This window comes from Eudoraea sp. (genome assembly GCF_039969275.1).
Classification (GTDB): Bacteria; Bacteroidota; Bacteroidia; order Flavobacteriales; family Flavobacteriaceae; genus Eudoraea.
This window is the reverse complement of record NZ_JBDVOC010000013.1, coordinates 24487-40373: the sequence shown is the minus strand read 5'-3', so window position 1 is coordinate 40373 and position 15887 is coordinate 24487. Positions and strand designations below refer to the sequence as shown.

The 15887-nt window shown below is 36.9% G+C and carries 15 protein-coding genes; 7 read left to right on the top strand and 8 right to left on the bottom strand.

Features of this window, described 5'->3' with window-relative positions; translation table 11 throughout:
* Positions 1-8 precede the first annotated feature (8 nt).
* Both ABJH90_RS11485 and ABJH90_RS11480 read left to right on the top strand, forming a co-directional pair.
* The gene (locus ABJH90_RS11485; RefSeq protein WP_348143283.1) at positions 9-971 is read left to right on the top strand and encodes a GSCFA domain-containing protein; all 963 of its coding nucleotides are present in this window, start codon (positions 9-11) and stop codon (positions 969-971) included.
* Entirely contained in the window at positions 968-1582 is a 615-nt protein-coding gene (locus ABJH90_RS11480; RefSeq protein WP_348143281.1) for a DUF4230 domain-containing protein, read from the top strand. The genes ABJH90_RS11485 and ABJH90_RS11480 overlap by 4 nt, the downstream gene beginning before the upstream one ends.
* A 26-nt stretch (positions 1583-1608) precedes the next feature.
* Here the strand turns inward: ABJH90_RS11480 and ABJH90_RS11475 are convergent, their stop codons facing one another.
* The 4 genes from ABJH90_RS11475 to ABJH90_RS11460 form a co-directional block, all read right to left on the bottom strand.
* On the bottom strand, positions 1609-2877 hold the full coding sequence (locus ABJH90_RS11475; RefSeq protein WP_348143278.1) for an acetylxylan esterase: 1269 nt from the start codon (positions 2875-2877) through the stop codon (positions 1609-1611).
* A 6-nt stretch (positions 2878-2883) separates the two neighbouring features.
* Complete coding sequence (locus ABJH90_RS11470; protein WP_348143275.1) at positions 2884-4635, bottom strand: aromatic amino acid hydroxylase; 1752 nt, start codon at positions 4633-4635, stop codon at positions 2884-2886.
* A 60-nt stretch (positions 4636-4695) separates the two neighbouring features.
* Positions 4696-5283: a DUF4136 domain-containing protein gene (locus ABJH90_RS11465; RefSeq protein ID WP_348143272.1), complete on the bottom strand. Its 588-nt coding sequence runs from the start codon at positions 5281-5283 to the stop codon at positions 4696-4698.
* Between the two features lie 76 nt (positions 5284-5359).
* Complete coding sequence (locus tag ABJH90_RS11460; protein WP_348143269.1) at positions 5360-5518, bottom strand: DUF5522 domain-containing protein; 159 nt, start codon at positions 5516-5518, stop codon at positions 5360-5362.
* 498 nt (positions 5519-6016) lie between these two features.
* Here ABJH90_RS11460 and ABJH90_RS11455 point away from each other — a divergent pair, with 498 nt between their 5' ends.
* From ABJH90_RS11455 to hemL, 3 genes are read left to right on the top strand one after another with little or no spacing between them, the layout of a single operon-like run.
* A complete protein-coding gene (locus ABJH90_RS11455) occupies positions 6017-6946 on the top strand; it encodes a pyridoxal-phosphate dependent enzyme (protein ID WP_348143267.1) in 930 nt (309 codons plus the stop codon).
* The gene (locus ABJH90_RS11450; RefSeq protein ID WP_348143264.1) at positions 6943-7764 is read left to right on the top strand and encodes a glucosaminidase domain-containing protein; all 822 of its coding nucleotides are present in this window, start codon (positions 6943-6945) and stop codon (positions 7762-7764) included. Before ABJH90_RS11455 ends, ABJH90_RS11450 begins: the two co-directional genes overlap by 4 nt.
* A 5-nt stretch (positions 7765-7769) precedes the next feature.
* A complete protein-coding gene (gene hemL / locus ABJH90_RS11445) occupies positions 7770-9059 on the top strand; it encodes a glutamate-1-semialdehyde 2,1-aminomutase (RefSeq protein WP_348143261.1) in 1290 nt (429 codons plus the stop codon).
* 78 nt (positions 9060-9137) lie between these two features.
* On the opposite strand, the gene ABJH90_RS11440 is transcribed toward hemL, so the two are convergent.
* The 3 genes from ABJH90_RS11440 to ABJH90_RS11430 form a co-directional block, all read right to left on the bottom strand.
* Positions 9138-9596 carry a hypothetical protein gene (locus ABJH90_RS11440; protein WP_348143258.1) on the bottom strand — a complete coding sequence of 153 codons (459 nt, stop codon included), beginning with the start codon at positions 9594-9596 and terminating at the stop codon, positions 9138-9140.
* A 208-nt stretch (positions 9597-9804) separates the two neighbouring features.
* The gene (locus ABJH90_RS11435) at positions 9805-9984 is read right to left on the bottom strand and encodes a hypothetical protein (protein WP_348143255.1); all 180 of its coding nucleotides are present in this window, start codon (positions 9982-9984) and stop codon (positions 9805-9807) included.
* A gap of 185 nt (positions 9985-10169) precedes the next feature.
* Positions 10170-12677 carry a zinc-dependent metalloprotease gene (locus tag ABJH90_RS11430; RefSeq protein ID WP_348143252.1) on the bottom strand — a complete coding sequence of 836 codons (2508 nt, stop codon included), beginning with the start codon at positions 12675-12677 and terminating at the stop codon, positions 10170-10172.
* 270 nt (positions 12678-12947) lie between these two features.
* On the opposite strand from ABJH90_RS11430, the gene ABJH90_RS11425 reads away from it, so the two are divergent.
* Together ABJH90_RS11425 and ABJH90_RS11420 are read left to right on the top strand one after the other, a co-directional pair.
* A complete protein-coding gene (locus ABJH90_RS11425) occupies positions 12948-13580 on the top strand; it encodes a hypothetical protein (protein WP_348143249.1) in 633 nt (210 codons plus the stop codon).
* Between the two features lie 362 nt (positions 13581-13942).
* Positions 13943-14368: a hypothetical protein gene (locus ABJH90_RS11420; protein ID WP_348143246.1), complete on the top strand. Its 426-nt coding sequence runs from the start codon at positions 13943-13945 to the stop codon at positions 14366-14368.
* Between the two features lie 51 nt (positions 14369-14419).
* Here ABJH90_RS11420 and ABJH90_RS11415 read toward each other — a convergent pair whose 3' ends face one another.
* Entirely contained in the window at positions 14420-15853 is a 1434-nt protein-coding gene (locus ABJH90_RS11415) for a DASS family sodium-coupled anion symporter (protein WP_348143243.1), read from the bottom strand.
* Positions 15854-15887: the final 34 nt, after the last annotated feature.

Genomic DNA, 15887 nt, shown 5'->3' with positions numbered 1-15887 from the left:
CAGACAATATGAAACTTCAAACAATAGTTCCATTACAATATGAAAAAGAACGGATAGATTATCAAAGTTCACTTTTACTCCTGGGCTCCTGTTTTATTGAAAATATTGGAAGGAAACTCAATTATTATCAATTTCAAACCCTTCAAAACCCTTTTGGCATATTGTTCCACCCAATAGCAATAGAAAACTTAATGATTCGTGCAATAGAGGAAAAAGCTTATGTAGACGCTGATGTTTTTTATTACAACGAACGCTGGCACTGTTTTGATGCGCATTCGGACCTAAGCGATCCATCTAAAGAGAACCTACTTAGCAATTTAAATAGTGCCCTTATTAATACAAGAAAACAGCTCGGGAAGTCTACTCATATAATAATTACCCTTGGTACAGCCTGGGTTTACAAAGATGTTAAAACTCAGAAAAGGGTAGCCAACTGCCATAAACTGCCGCAAAAGCAATTTAAGAAAGAGTTACTTACAGAAAGTGAAATTGAAGAATGTCTTAACAGGATAATATTAAAGATCAGTACGGTAAATGAAAGTGCTTCGGTAATTTTCACAATTTCCCCGGTAAGGCATTTAAAGGATGGATTTGTAGAAAATCAACGAAGTAAGGCAAATTTAATTTGCGCCATTGGAAAGATTGTGGAATTGGCCTCATCAAATAAAAACCTGTCCTATTTTCCGGCCTTTGAAATTATGCTGGACGAGCTAAGGGATTATAGATTTTATGCCGAAGATATGGTGCATCCTAATAATCTGGCAATTGACTATATCTGGAAAAAATTCAAAACTGTCTGGATATCTGAGAAGGCAGAACCAGTAATGAAAGTAGTTCAGGAAATTCAGAAAGGATTAGCCCATAGGCCTTTTAATAAAAAGGCAGAGCAGCATCAATTATTTTTGAAGTCGCTGGAAGAGAAAATTTCGCATCTTAAAAATGATTACCCATTTATGAATTTCGATATATGAAGCGAATTTTAGTAGGAATAGTAATCGCCATGGCCATGATTTTGATTTTTCAATCCTGGAACAAAGGCAAAGAGGAAAAATCTATTTTAAAGGAGAATAGTCTACTTATTCAACAGCAGATAAAAAATGTTTCCAAGATAATAGTCACCGAAGGCCACTTTTCTGAGGTATACAGTTATAAAGATTCGGAACAGCTGTTTGGTCCTTATTTTACTGCAGATAAGAAAGCTTTAGTAGTGGTGAATGCAGAAGTCACTGTTGCTTATGATCTAAATGAGGTTAATTTTGAAGTAGACGAAGCCACTAAAACCCTTAGGATAATGAATATTCCCGAGCCGGAGATTAAAATTAATCCGGATTTTGAGTATTATGATGTGACCGCGGATTATTTTAACCAGTTTGGCGCCGAAGATTATAATAAGATCAAGAATAATGTAAAGACTTCCCTGTTAAAGAAAGTGAAAGCTTCTTCTCTGCAAAAGAATGCAGAGAACAGATTAATAAGCGAACTCTCCAAATTCTATATACTGACCAATTCATTGGGATGGACGCTTTCCTATAATAATGAAATTGTTGACGAAGACATTTTCGAAATTTTCCCTTCTAACTGATTTTATTAAAACCAAAAGGTTGTTTCTTAGTCAAATTGTTCAACCGCCCATTTGATATATTGTTCCCAGTCATATTCGGTAACATCGTGTTTACCGGTTCGAATGTGATAGGCCACCGTATTTTGGATTGGAGAATTCACGTTGGGCATTTCATTTGATGGGATGCCTGTTTTTCCAAATAATGAATAAACTGGAGTAGCGTAGTATGCGGAAAGAAATTCTCCTTTAGGGTCTGCCCATTCATCTTCTTGTGCACTAGCAACATATAAAGGCCTTGGAGCAATTAAAGCAAGTAATTCATGTTGATCTACGGCCAGGTTCTCTTCTGCATTGTTGTATTTTTTGAAATTCTCTGAGAACCAATAAGGAAAATTATTATTTATTTGAGCCACAGTTTCCCCGAATTTACGTTTAGATAAGGCAGCTCCGCCACAACCTGAATCATTAGAAATTACTCCTGCAAACCTTTCATCCATTGCACCGGCCCATAATGCAGCTTTGCCCAATCTTGAATGGCCAAAAACAATCACTCCAGATTTATCAACTTCCATATCATTTGCCAGGTAATCCATGGCTCTGCTCAAAGCCCAGGCCCAGGCTCCAATGCCTCCCCATTCATCTTTGGCCGGCCTTTTCTGTCCTTCTGTATAGAACAATGAATGAAGACCATCTGTAAAATCATTTTTGTCAGGATCTATTTCTCCATAGTAAATAGTTGCCAAACCATAACCGGCTTCTATCATCTTGGTTATCGCCCATCTACTGGATCGCATTCCCCTGCTCTCTTCAGTTAAGGTATGGTTATTTATGCCCATTGATTCATTATTCAGAGACCAGGCTTTGGAGATAATAATATCAGGATCTTTATTAACGGTATGATTTCCATGAAAATTATACCCCAAAAAAAGAGGGGCCCGGTCAATCTTTTTTGGCAGGTATAAAAGCATCAGAAAGCTTAGAGTTTTACTATTTTTAGTAATGGTTACCTTTACTTGTCTTCGTTTGGCAAGTCCACCGAGCGCGGAGTTACTACCTTCTATAACTTCAAAAGTAAGAGCATCTAAAGTTCCGGGAACTTTCCCAAAAACCTGGGATTCAAAAAAGCTAATTAATTCTGGCCTTCTTAATTCGTTCCAGGAAGAGCTTGTCTGAATTTGTTTTTTAGAAAAAGTGGTTAAGGGATCGGGCAGATCAAACTCCGGGACTTTAGATTCGTCATAATTAGCAACAAATTGAGCATCCATAGGTTGAAGAACAAGGATTATACAAGTAAACAATAAATAATATTTCAACATGAATCACTAATTAACCAGTTGACCATCAACTAATAATAATCCGTCATCTATTAAATGACCCAATTTAGGATTATTTTGTTTAACGGTCTCCACATGCGAATGGATTTGTTGTGCAAATTCAAGATCGTTATTGTTTTTAGCCAATTCATAAAGTTCAATAGATAAAAGCCAGTCGTTTGGGTACTTTTCACATATTTCTTTAAACACCTTGTTTCTTGATATTGTAGTGTTACTACCCTCACGATATTCTCGTATCTGCTTATAATACTGCTCCAGTTTTTTACGAGCTTCAGATTTTATTGGTTTTATTGTTTCTGAGGAAACTTCGTGGGTCACTAAGTTGAAACTACTTAGATCCGCCGGGCCATTGAAAGCCGATACTACACGTTCTCCCACAGCCATATTATATAAACCGGATTCCGGATTAAAAAGTACTTCTTTACCATGGGTTACGGTACAGTTTCTGAATGTTATCAGAATGATTTTACCCATAAGATTTCTTGTCCCCGTTATAATTTCCCCATTTACCTTAATATCTCCTTCAAATTCAAGTGAGATAGTTTCCCCTTCATAGATATTATACGCTTTAAGGTCACGCGGACTCATGTCTTCTATAGCCAGATTAATACCTTTTAACTTCCCTACAGGTGAACCAAAACCTTCAGGATGATCTTGCCTGCTATGGCCAACCAATTCCTTTTCCCTGGAAGACAATGCCGTCTCACCATGGGTCTGAAGATATACTGGTTTGCCGTCATTTGAGATTACATTGCTAAATATTCCGGATATCTGTAGGCCAGTACTCAGTTCGACTGTCCCCAGTTCTTTGGCATTAATTAATTTAGTTACGCCTGAAAGGCCTCCTTTTCTTAATGACATAGTATTGGCATATTCTTCAAGAACCTGACTCAGATAGGCAAAATCCGGAGTAACAAAGAGTTGAGGTTGAGGTTTGGTAATATCAAAAGAAGTGTGCACTGCCTCTAAACTGTATGGTATTTTTTTTACTTTCTCTGTCATGCACCAGGCACTCTCACCAATGGAGGATAAAAGTCCCGCACCATAAATTTTTGGTTCTTCCACAGTTCCAATTAGCCCGTACTCCACGGTCCACCAATGTAAATTTCTAATAAGGGCCATTTCACTGGGTTCCCCCATATTTAGCTGTAATTCTTCAATTTCCTTCTCCGCTTTATCAATATCAACTCTGGCGGTACCAGGCGCTTCTTTTATTATGGAGAGGTGCCTGACGGCCTCATAAAGTTCATAATCCTTTGCGCTGGAAATGGCCTTAGAGCCAATTTCACCAAACCTTCTCAAATATTCTGCATATTCAGGATTTGCTATAATTGGTGCATGGCCAGCTCCTTCATGGATAATATCGGGTGCAGGGGTGTATTCAATATGTTCAAGTTGTCTTATGTCTGAGGCAATAACAAGCACATTATAGGCCTGGAATTCCATAAAGGCTGCCGGAGGAATAAACCCATCTACGGCAACTGCAGCCCATCCAATTTCTTTTAAAATACGATTCATCCCGTACATGTTAGGAATGTGATCTATGGAAATTCCGGTTTTATTCAGTCCTTCTACATACGATTTATGGGCTACAGTACTAAGATAGTCCACATTTTTCCGCATTACATAACGCCAGACAGCCTGATCAATGGCCGAATAATCCTCATAGTCCTGAGGTTTAATATATTGTTTAAGATGAGTGGGAAGTTTATCTAAAATAGGATTACTTTCGAAAGACATAACAGTTCATTAATGCCTTATAAAGATACAAAAAACCGCCCGAAGCGGGCGGTTATAAAATTAATTCGATGCAATAGCCTCCGGTGGATACTGCTGCAATATTTGTGAAACAAATTGACGAATACGTTTCTCTTTCTTTTCTATATTTTTTGTAGTATTCAGGGTGCCAACACCTCTTCCCTGCCAAACTAATTCTTTTCTTGCGGTATCTATTAAATCAATATATAATGAACCTTCTGTTCTTGTACTTACATTATTGCCATAATAACCGGGTCCCCAATAATAGGGGTTGTAATAACCGTAATAACCTGGCCAACCCCAGCCCCAGCCCCAGCCATAACCATAACCCCAGCCATTATATACATCTACCTCTACTCTCTCATTGGTAAAAATACTCACAAGAATATCTGGCTTATCGGACTTCACAAAGCCAAGGGAATCCATTTCCGTTTCAATTGCCCTAAGGATTCGTTTCTTATCCAGATCGGAAATCTGAGCCCTGTCTATTCCCGTTTTGTAAAACGCATAGCTCTTGTATTCCTTAAAATCGGTTTGCCTATCGTAGTCGGATAGAACATTTACCGAGGCACAAGAACTTAAGAAGAGAATGAAAAGTACCGGTAAAGCAACTATTTTTATCTTTTTCATAATAATATTTTTTGGGTTCGTCAACCGTTAAGAGTAAGAATATTGGCACAATTATCATGCCAAATACGCAGTTAAATTACTGCATATTTGTCTTTGCATTATACCCGTAAGGACAATGCCTGCAACTGCTCTCACAACAATACCCGCGTTTAAGATGATATTCTTTTGTAAAAACGCGATAACCTTCTTCAGACAAGTAAAAATCACCTTCTTCTACCGGCAATATCTTTTTCATAGGTGTAAAATTACAAGATTATTGTTAATAAAATAGTTCTCGATAATTCAAAACCCGATATAATATTTCGGATTCTATTGATATCAACTTAACGAATATGTTGGTAAGCTCTTCTGATTTATGGGTTAAAATTAAATTTAACAATTATCTTTGTTTAAAGCTGTTTATACAATTGCTTATGATTGTGATAATTAGACATTTTTTTTATAGGAATTACGTAGGCTTGTCTCTATGGCCGTTTATTATTCTAAAGAATGTTCATTTAAAACAAGATTCCGTTTTAATTAATCACGAAAGGATTCATTTACAACAACAACAGGAGCTTCTTATACTTCCTTTTTATTTTTTCTATATTTCAGAATGGCTGTTTAGATCTTTGTTTTATTTTGACAGCTATAAAGCATATCAAAATATTAGTTTTGAACGCGAGGCCTATCAAAATGAAACAAATATAGAATACCTTGAAACGAGAAAACGCTTTAGCTTTATTAAATATCTTTGGAGCTACTAAGCCCTGAACATGTGTTGGTCACCAATCAAAAAATATCTCTTCCCCTCTTAGAAAAGAAGAAAGTAGAACTTCACATAAAGCGTGAGGATTTGATTCATCCTCAAATTTCAGGTAATAAATATCGCAAACTTAAATACAATCTGCTTAAGGCTAAGGAATTGAAGTATGATACCTTACTAACTTTCGGTGGAGCATACTCGAATCATATTGCAGCAACTGCCTACGCTGGTAAGATGAATGGGATGAAGACTTTAGGAGTAATAAGAGGTGAGGAATTAGTTGGGTCATGGTCAAGTAATCCAACTTTGTATGCTGCACATAAACTAGGAATGAAGTTTAAATTTGTCTCCCGGGCAGACTACAGGAAAAAAGAAATTGCTGGATTTTTAGATAACTTAAAGGTAGAATTCGGGAATTTTTATATGGTTCCGGAGGGGGGGACGAACAAATTAGCTGTTATGGGTTGTGAGGAGATTCTTACCCCAAAAGACTCGAAATTTGATGAAATTTGTTGCTCAGTTGGAACCGGAGGCACTTTGGCAGGATTGATTAATAGTGCTACCCCCAACCAACATGTATTAGGTTTTCCTGCTCTTAAAGGCGACTTTTTAAAGAAAGATATTTGTAAATTTGTTGAAAATGGCAACTGGGAATTATGTACAGATTACCATTTTGGGGGCTATGCCAGGGTTAATGAATCATTAGTATCATTTATAAATGAAATGAATCAAAAGGTCGGAATACCCCTTGATCCGGTATATACGGGGAAAATGATATACGGCATATTAGACATGATTGCTAAAGATTATTTTAAACCCAGGACTAAAATATTGGCTATTCATACCGGTGGATTGCAAGGAATAGCAGGAATGAATTTATTTTTGAAAAGCAAAAATTTACCCATAATCGACATATGAAACACGCTACGCTTGCAGTTGTTTTGGTTTTTTTACTTCTAAGTTGTGGAACTAAAAAAAGGACTACCTATTCCAAGAAAGCATCATCTGAGGTTGTAAAGTCTAACAAAACCAATAAAGATGATACTAAGTTTCCTTTTCCGGAGGATGCCAAAAAGTTTACATACTTTTCAACTTCCTCTATTGAAGAGTATTTGGATACTTTTTCGGAAATAGCCCAATTTGAAATGAAAACCTATGGCATACCGGCCAGCATTACTTTGGCCCAGGGTATACTTGAAAGTGGTTATGGCACTGGGGCTCTTACCATAAAAACAAATAATCACTTCGGAATTAAGTGTCATAACGGATGGAATGGGGAGTTTGAATATCACGATGATGACGAAAAAGGGGAGTGTTTTAGAAAATACAATCATCCAATGTACTCCTTTAGGGATCACAGTATTTTTCTTTCATCCAGGGCGAGGTACGCCTCCCTTTTTGAGTTGAGGAGAGATGATTATAAAGGATGGGCAAAAGGGCTGAAAAAAGCAGGCTATGCTACTGATAAAAGTTATCCCCAAAAATTGATTTCCTTTATTGAAAGGTATCAACTCTACAAATACGACCGGGAAGTTTTGGATCGGGGGTATCTGGTTCAGGCAGAACCTAAAAAATATTATTACAAAAAGTATGTAGTCCAAAAAGGAGACACCTTATATTCAATATCCAGAACCTATTTTATTTCCGTCGATGAGTTGATGAAACTCAACGAAATGAACTCTAGTAACTTGTCTGTTGGACAGGAACTGAAGATTAAATCGGAAAGAACAAAATAACTAATATGATTTATCAGAGAAGTAGCGCCTTATTTTCTGAGGCTAAGAAATATATTCCGGGCGGTGTAAATTCTCCGGTCAGGGCTTTTAAGGCAGTTGGCGGTGATCCTGTTTTTGTTGAAAGGGCTCAGGGAGCTTATTTATATGATGTGGATGGAAATAGGTTAATTGACTATATTTCTTCCTGGGGTCCGCTGATTTTGGGGCATGCTTATGAACCTGTAATTAATGCAGTGATTAATAAAGCCAGGCTTGGTACTTCTTTTGGAATGCCTACCGAAATAGAGACAGAACTAGCTAAGCTGGCAGTTTCTATGGTTCCCAATATTGATAAGATTAGATTTGTAAATAGCGGAACAGAAGCTTGTATGAGTGCTATTCGTCTGGCGCGTGGATTTACAGGAAAAGAAAAGATCATAAAATTCGCCGGATGTTATCATGGACACTCAGATTCCTTTTTAATTGAGGCAGGAAGTGGTGCAGTAACATTTGGTAGTCCTAATAGTCCCGGAGTGACCAAAGGTACCGCAAAGGACACCTTATTGGCAGAATATAATAACCTGGAAAGTGTGATTACCCTGATTGCTGCTAACAAGAGTGAAATTGCCGCTATTATAATAGAGCCCATAGCTGGTAATATGGGTTGTATTGTTCCCTCTGATTATTTTATGGATGGACTTAGAAAGATATGTACAGAGGAAAATATTTTGTTGGTTTTTGATGAAGTAATGACGGGATTCCGGCTAAGCCGGGGTGGGGCACAAGAAGCCTTAGGAATAGATGCTGATATTGTTACTTATGGAAAGGTAATTGGTGGAGGACTTCCTGTAGGAGCGTTCGCCTCCAGAAATGAAATTATGGCTCATCTTGCTCCCGATGGACCTGTTTATCAGGCTGGTACCCTTAGTGGTAATCCTTTGGCTATGAGTGCCGGACTTGCTATGCTCACAGAATTAAATAATCGGCCTGAGATTTTTGATAGCCTTGATCAAAAGACAGCTTATCTTCATAAGGGCATGTCTTCCGTGTTCATAGAACATGGTATTCCTCATCAAATTAACCGTTTTGGTTCGATGATTTCAGTTCATTTTACTGAAAATCCAGTGATAGATTTTGGCAGTTCTGCCCAAGGTAACAATGAGTTATTCCGAAAGTATTTTCACGGAATGTTAGAGCAAGGAATATATCTTCCACCGAGTGCCTTTGAAAGCTATTTCTTAAATGATGCTATCACCTATAAAGATTTAGATAGTACAATTGAAGCCTTAAAGAAGGTTGCTCCCAGGTTGCTTTAAAATGCAGTAATAATAAAGAAACGGAATATAGAAAAGTTAAACCTTATTCTATACCCCGTTTTCCTTTAGCCTAGAGACCTATTTACCATGTCTCCTGCCGGAGTCGTGTTTTCTTTCACCGTCTTTTCTATGATTTCTGCGATGATGGTTAATACGTTCCCATTTTTGAAATTGCTCTTCTGAAAGAATTTGTTTCATCTTTCCTTTTTGGGCAATCATTCTATCCAATCGTTCATTTTGAAAGTCAAAACGTTCATCCGCACTTGGTTTAGATTGTTCTGCTTCTTCCTTTTTCACCTTCCGTTCCAACATTAAAGCCTTCCGTTCTTTTGCATTTTCCAAATTCACCTTTTGAATTTCCTTTTGTTGAGCGGTACTTAAATCCAAAGCCAAAGTCATCTTCTTTGTCTTAAGTATGGCAATTTGTTCGGGAGTCATATCTTTCATACCCCTTTGTTCAGAATTAAATTGCGGGCCTCTTTGAGAATAACCCAACATTCCAATTAATAATACCGTTGTTACTAATACTTTTTTCATGTGTTTATGTTTTTGTTATATCCTTTAGATTAGTATTTCATTAATTGGTTTAAACCACTTTCTGATATTATAAAAACTTTAACACCACTGAGAATTTAGATAAATGAATTCAATGTTTTTTGTCTAAAAGTCTTATTAATTACAAACAAAAAGGGCCCGGTTTTAACCGAACCCTTCTATTTGGGAATTTATATATGGATCTGTTATGTTAATTAAGATTTTCAGTTTCAATTAGGAATGCGGGTTTTAAATTTTCATCAGTAATTTCTACAACTTCCACTGATGTATATTCTTGTTCATGAATTTGATTGCTGTCTAAAGCATAGTAGGTAAATGCAGATAATACAAAACAAACAAAATAGAGCAGACTTTTAATTTTATAAGACATAATTCCGGGGTTTTTGTTCATCACTAAAGTATAACCAATAAAGAAAGAAGTATAATGATTGTTGTGAATGTCTCTCAAATTAGGGTTAAAAACGCTTTATATGTGGTTTAGAGCATTTCTGCCCGGATTTTATGTAAATGCACTTTACATTTAATAGCTTAAATAAGGTAATTCACCGAGCACTACTAGCGTGAAGGCACCGGATTTAGTATTTGATCTATGCGTTCTATTACATCCTGTAAATGATATTTACTCATGTTATCAGAAGTTCTTGGGATGGCATTTACTATATTTCTTTTTAGACCATTCAATTCTGCCCTTGCAACAGACCTGATATCAGACTGGCTTGTATTTATAACCGTGGCCTTTCGATAGCCTCCATTCGCTGGTTTTTTAGTTTTGCTTTCGGCCGTCATAAGGAATTCTAACCTGTCTATATGTGCCTTCTGCAGATTTCTTCTGTAGGTATCAATTTTATGGCCATTTCTGAGTTCAGACCAAAGACCCTTGCTCATATCTTTCATCATAGAATTTAAGGAATAGGCATCAACACCTAATTGTGTTTCCTGCTCTATAAGTCGCGCCATTCTGCCAAGGCTAAGGACATTGTTTAAAGATCGTACTTGCAGGGCCCTAACCCTTTCAACGGATCCCGAGTATTCTACTCTTCCAAATAGCTCATCATCCAATAGCCATTCCGGGGTTCTAAATAATTCTTGTTGAAGAAATTGCATACAGTTCTTCTGGTGTTCCTTAGGGACGGGACTATATACCTTACCTTCCTGGTCATACGTCTTGTAATATTCATACACGCCTCCAATGTTATTGGAGACATGTCCCATATATCTGTTGAACTGCCCAACTACCTGACCGTATAATTTTTCCAGATCATCATAATCTTTTCCTTCCTCTTCTGTCCATTTAATCAAATTAGGAACAATTCTTTTTAAATTCTCTATCCCATATTTGCCCGCTTTTATTGCGTTGTCCCCCAAATCTTCTGTCTGAGAACTTGGGTCAACCACATCTCCTATCTGCTGACTTCCAAATCGGTAAAGCGGGTCTCCGGCATGTTCAAGAATCCAACCATCCAGAATTTTCTTCTCTTCCTTATCTGTTTTGTTCAAGATTGGTCTGTAGCCCCATTTGATGGCGTATTTGTCATAAAATCCAATATTGGGCATAAGTGCCACATCCCCATCCCCGGGTTGCGCGACATAATTAAAACGGGCATAGTCCATAATTGAAGGGGCGGTTCCGTACGTTTTGGTGAAGGATTCAGAACGTAGTGAATCCACTGGGTATGCCACACTGCTTCCCATATTATGCGGTAATCCTAAAGTATGACCAACCTCATGCGAAGAAACAAATCGAATTAGGCGTCCCATAACTTCATCTTTAAAGGTCAGGCCTCTGGCATCATCATTTATAGCCGCTGTCTGAACAAAAAACCAATTGCGTAAGAGAGACATTACATTATGATACCAGTTGATATCTGATTCTAAAATCTCGCCACTTCTGGGGTCGCTAACATGTGGTCCATAGGCATTAGGTATAGGAGAAGCCAAATATCTAACAACCGAATATCTTACATCTTCAGGCGACCATTCCGGATCTTCTTCTTTTGATGGAGGATCTTTAGCCAGAATAGCATTTTTAAATCCTGCATTTTCAAAGGCAACTTGCCAGTCTTCTATACCTTGTTTAATATATGGGACCCATTTTTTTGGAGTGGCTCTGTCTACATAATAAACTATAGGCTTTTTGGGTTCCACCAATTCACCTCGTTTAAACTTTTCAATGTCCTTCTCTTTAACTTCCAGGCGCCACCTGTCCAGGAATTTTATTATTGTACTTTCCTGTGCATCCAGGCCGTAATCTGTTTGACCTCTGGAAAACCAGCCCACTCGTTTATCGAAATATCGTCTTTTCATGGGCGTTTTTGGCAAAAGAATCATAGAGTTATTGATTTCTATAGAGATGGATCCAAGGCTCACATTTGAAGGCGGATTAGCTGCGCTATAGGTCTTTACATGTCTTGCCTCCAGATTTAGCGGATAGCTTTTTAATGATTCTATATAACTCCTGCTCTCGTCCAACTTGGATACTTTATAACGCTTACGGTAAAACTCAGGCAGGCCTATGGCTTTAACATCCTTGATGAATAACTGATCGACATTTATTACCGTGGCAGGATTTAGAGAATCTTTTTTGAAGGCCTTAATATCAAAAGCGTATAAAACAGGTTCAAAATTGGAATTTACCACCGCTTCATGGACCGGGAGCGAGTCGTCTGCAACTACATTATAACTAACTACCCTTAATAATACTTTTTTAGGTTTCTTTTCCCAGCGCAATACATGAGTATTAATTTTTCCACCTCCAAAGCCTATTCCTGATGCCGTTTTAGAGATTCTGCTTACCATCAACATTTCTCTGTTGAAAAGGGAATCGGGGATTTCATAGAGATGTTTATCTTCAACAACGTGGACATTGAATAGCCCATTATCCGTGATGGCGTCTTTGGTAACAACTTTGGAATAGGGCTGTATTTTATCCTTTTTTGAACTTGTTTTTTCTTCCGTTTGTTCTGTATTATCCTTTTTCTTTTTGAAGATTTGGGCATCAGCATTGCTTGGAATACCTAAAGCAAATATTGCCAATAAAAATAATGGGAGAATTTTGTTTGCCATTGAATAGAGTTACAATTTGTTACGAATTGGCCAAAGAACTGAAAAAATAATCGAAACTATTGTTAATTATATCATAAGCATATTTTTTTTATATCAAAGAAAGAGGAGAATATAACTATCAGAGTAACAGCTATATAAATACTAAAAACACATCGGTAAATAGTGTTAAAAATTACAGTTTTGGTTGTTAAACAAAAGCCAATAGTGTAACAAATTAATTTTTCGACCGTCTTATATTCAAACAACGATCAACAAATAACAAATTATAAAATGAACAAATTATTTATATTATGTGGATTGGTAATGCTGGGCACAACCACCACACCGCAAGAAAGTAAATTAACTTCAAATTGTACAACATCAGAAGATAGTATTCATGTAAGTATAGCAGATGTAAATAGTCATGAATTACTTGCTATGGAGACAGAAACGGTATGGAAAGCGCCTAAACTTGTAAGCAGAATTTCTGTAAAAGCTCCAGAAGATATAAAAATGTCTGAAATTGTATTTATTGAAGAAGAGTCCTCGATAGATTTAGGATTTGATACAGCGGAATACCTTCCTGAAGGCTTTGATCCTTATAGTGTTTATTTTGATGTAAATTCTATTGTGTTCATTGATGATGAAACGACAGATCTGGGTTTTGATACGGAAGAGTATTTACCAACAAATTTTAATGCATATGCGAATCCCAACAGTATAGATGGAATTAATTATATAGAAGAAGAAGAAGTTGTTGATCTGGGATTTGATACAACAAAATATCTACCAGAGGGTTTTGATCCTTATGAATTCTATTTGGATCTGGATTCTGTAGAGTATATAGAAGATGAAGAAGAATTAGATTTTGATTTTAGTACTGAGGATTATTTACCAGCTGGATTTGATCCTTTATCAAGATAATAAGGGGATAGAAGATCTTTTTTCTATCGAATTATTGGGTTAGTCGCCACTAAAGCCTTTGTTCTGCAAAGGCTTTTTTTATTGGCCTACCATATTTTTGTAACCTTTTACACTGCCCATAAGTAAATTAACAAAAATTTAACTTAAAATAGCCAAATATAGAATTGCTATAAACTGTAATCGGTGACAGCGGTCTTGATAAATTTTTCAGTACTCTTTTGAACTGTTCTTAAGTTTTATCACCAGAAATTGAGAAATCCGTTTTTGAGGTCGGTATAGTCAATTGTTAATAGTATCTGAAGAGCAATAATAAGCATATTTCCTTGTTCTAACTTTACCTAAAATTTTAACCTATTAGCGTTATGAATAAACTAAAAACAATAATAAGCAGCTTTGTGATAGCAGCAACTATCAACGGGATAAATGCTCAGAATCCAAATGGTGATGAAAATCATTTTGATTTTAGCAGCATTGAATATATAGAAGAAGAAGATTTTGATCTTGGATTTAATACATCAGAATACCTTCCGGAAGATTTTGATCCTTATAAATATTATTTTGATCTGAATTCAATTTCTTTTGTGGAGGATGTATTTGTATATATTGATTCTGAAAAGAATTTACCAAGACATTTTGATGTATTTGCGAATCCGTCAGATTTTCGAAATGTGAGTTACATTGATCCAATGGACGAAGTACAATTGGAGTTGGATACAGAAGAATACTTGCCTGCGGACTTTAATCCTTATGCAAGAACTTCATCGATAAATCATAATCCCTTGTTTTAATTAAAACAGTAGAAAACTAATAAGCCCTGATCATTGTATCGGGGCTTTTTTTTAAAACATTATTGGGATTACATATTGGAAAACCAAGATCAATAAGACAACAGCGATAAGGTTTAAAATAATTCCAACTTTTGCCATCTGGTGAACCTTAATATAACCACTGGCAAAGACAATTGCATTTGGGGGGGTGGCCATTGGCAACATAAATGCACAACTACTGGCAATTGTCACAGGGATCAACAGGTATATGATTGGTATGTCCAAGCCAATCGCAATTCCCGCGACCACTGGAGCCAAAACGGCAACAAGGGCGACATTACTCATCAATTCGGTCATAAATAGCATAAGGATTATGAGAAGCGAAGCCGTAAACAGAATACTTATCTCACTGGTAGCTATAGCGTTGGATACAATATCGACAATTCCGCTTACAGACATTCCTTTTGCAAGAGCCAGTCCGCCTCCAAAGAGAATGAGAATACCCCAGGCTAATTTTTGAGTGTCATTCCACTTGATGATAAAATCACCTTTTCTGATATTATAGGGCACAGCAAAAAGTGAAATTGCAGCCATCATACTAATAATAGTATCCGAAAGCTCCAAACCTGGAATTATTTTGTTTATCAGAGTTCTAAAAATCCAAAGAAATACCGTTATCCCGAAAATAACCAAAACCATTTTTTCCTTACCCGAAGTAGGTCCTAATTTTTTCAATTCTGAGTGTATAACCTCCTTTGACGCCTTGAACTGAAGTTGCCTGTTTGGAAACATCCATTTTACCAGAACCAGGTAAGATATAATTAAGAGTATTATGGAGAAAGGAAGACCCAGGGTCATCCATTTTAGAAAGGAGATCTCAATGTTATATTCATTTTCTAATAGACCTATCATAACGGAGTTGGGAGGAGTTCCAATAACGGTGGCAATACCTCCTGCGTTAGCGGAAAAAGCTATCCCAAGCATAACACTAAGGGCAAAATTTTGATCATTTTTAGTGTAACCGTCTTCGTCATTAATTAATAAACCAATTACAGACATAGCTATGGGGAGCATTACTACTGTGCTGGCAGTATTACTTATCCACATGCTCAGTGAGGCCGTTGCTATCATGAATCCCAGTACCACCTTATTGGGGGTAGTGCCGGTTATTTTAATGATATTGAGGGCGATTCGTTTATGGAGGTTTACCTTTTCTAAGGCTAATGCCAACACAAACCCTCCGAAAAACAAGAAAATTATTGGACTTCCATAATTGGCGCCCACATCTGTTATTGGCATTATTTTCATAACAGGAAAAAGTACAAGCGGTAAAAGTGCTGTTACTGAAATGGAAACAGCTTCAGTAATCCACCATATAACCATCCATAAGGCAACGGCAATAACGCCATTAGCACTTTCATTTTCGGGAATAAAGTTTGGTAAATTTGTAAAAATGAAGAAAAGAAGCGGACCGGATATAAGTCCGAGTTTCTTGTTAAAGCCCATTTAGTGTATTTTGGGCTCTAAACTATACCTTTTA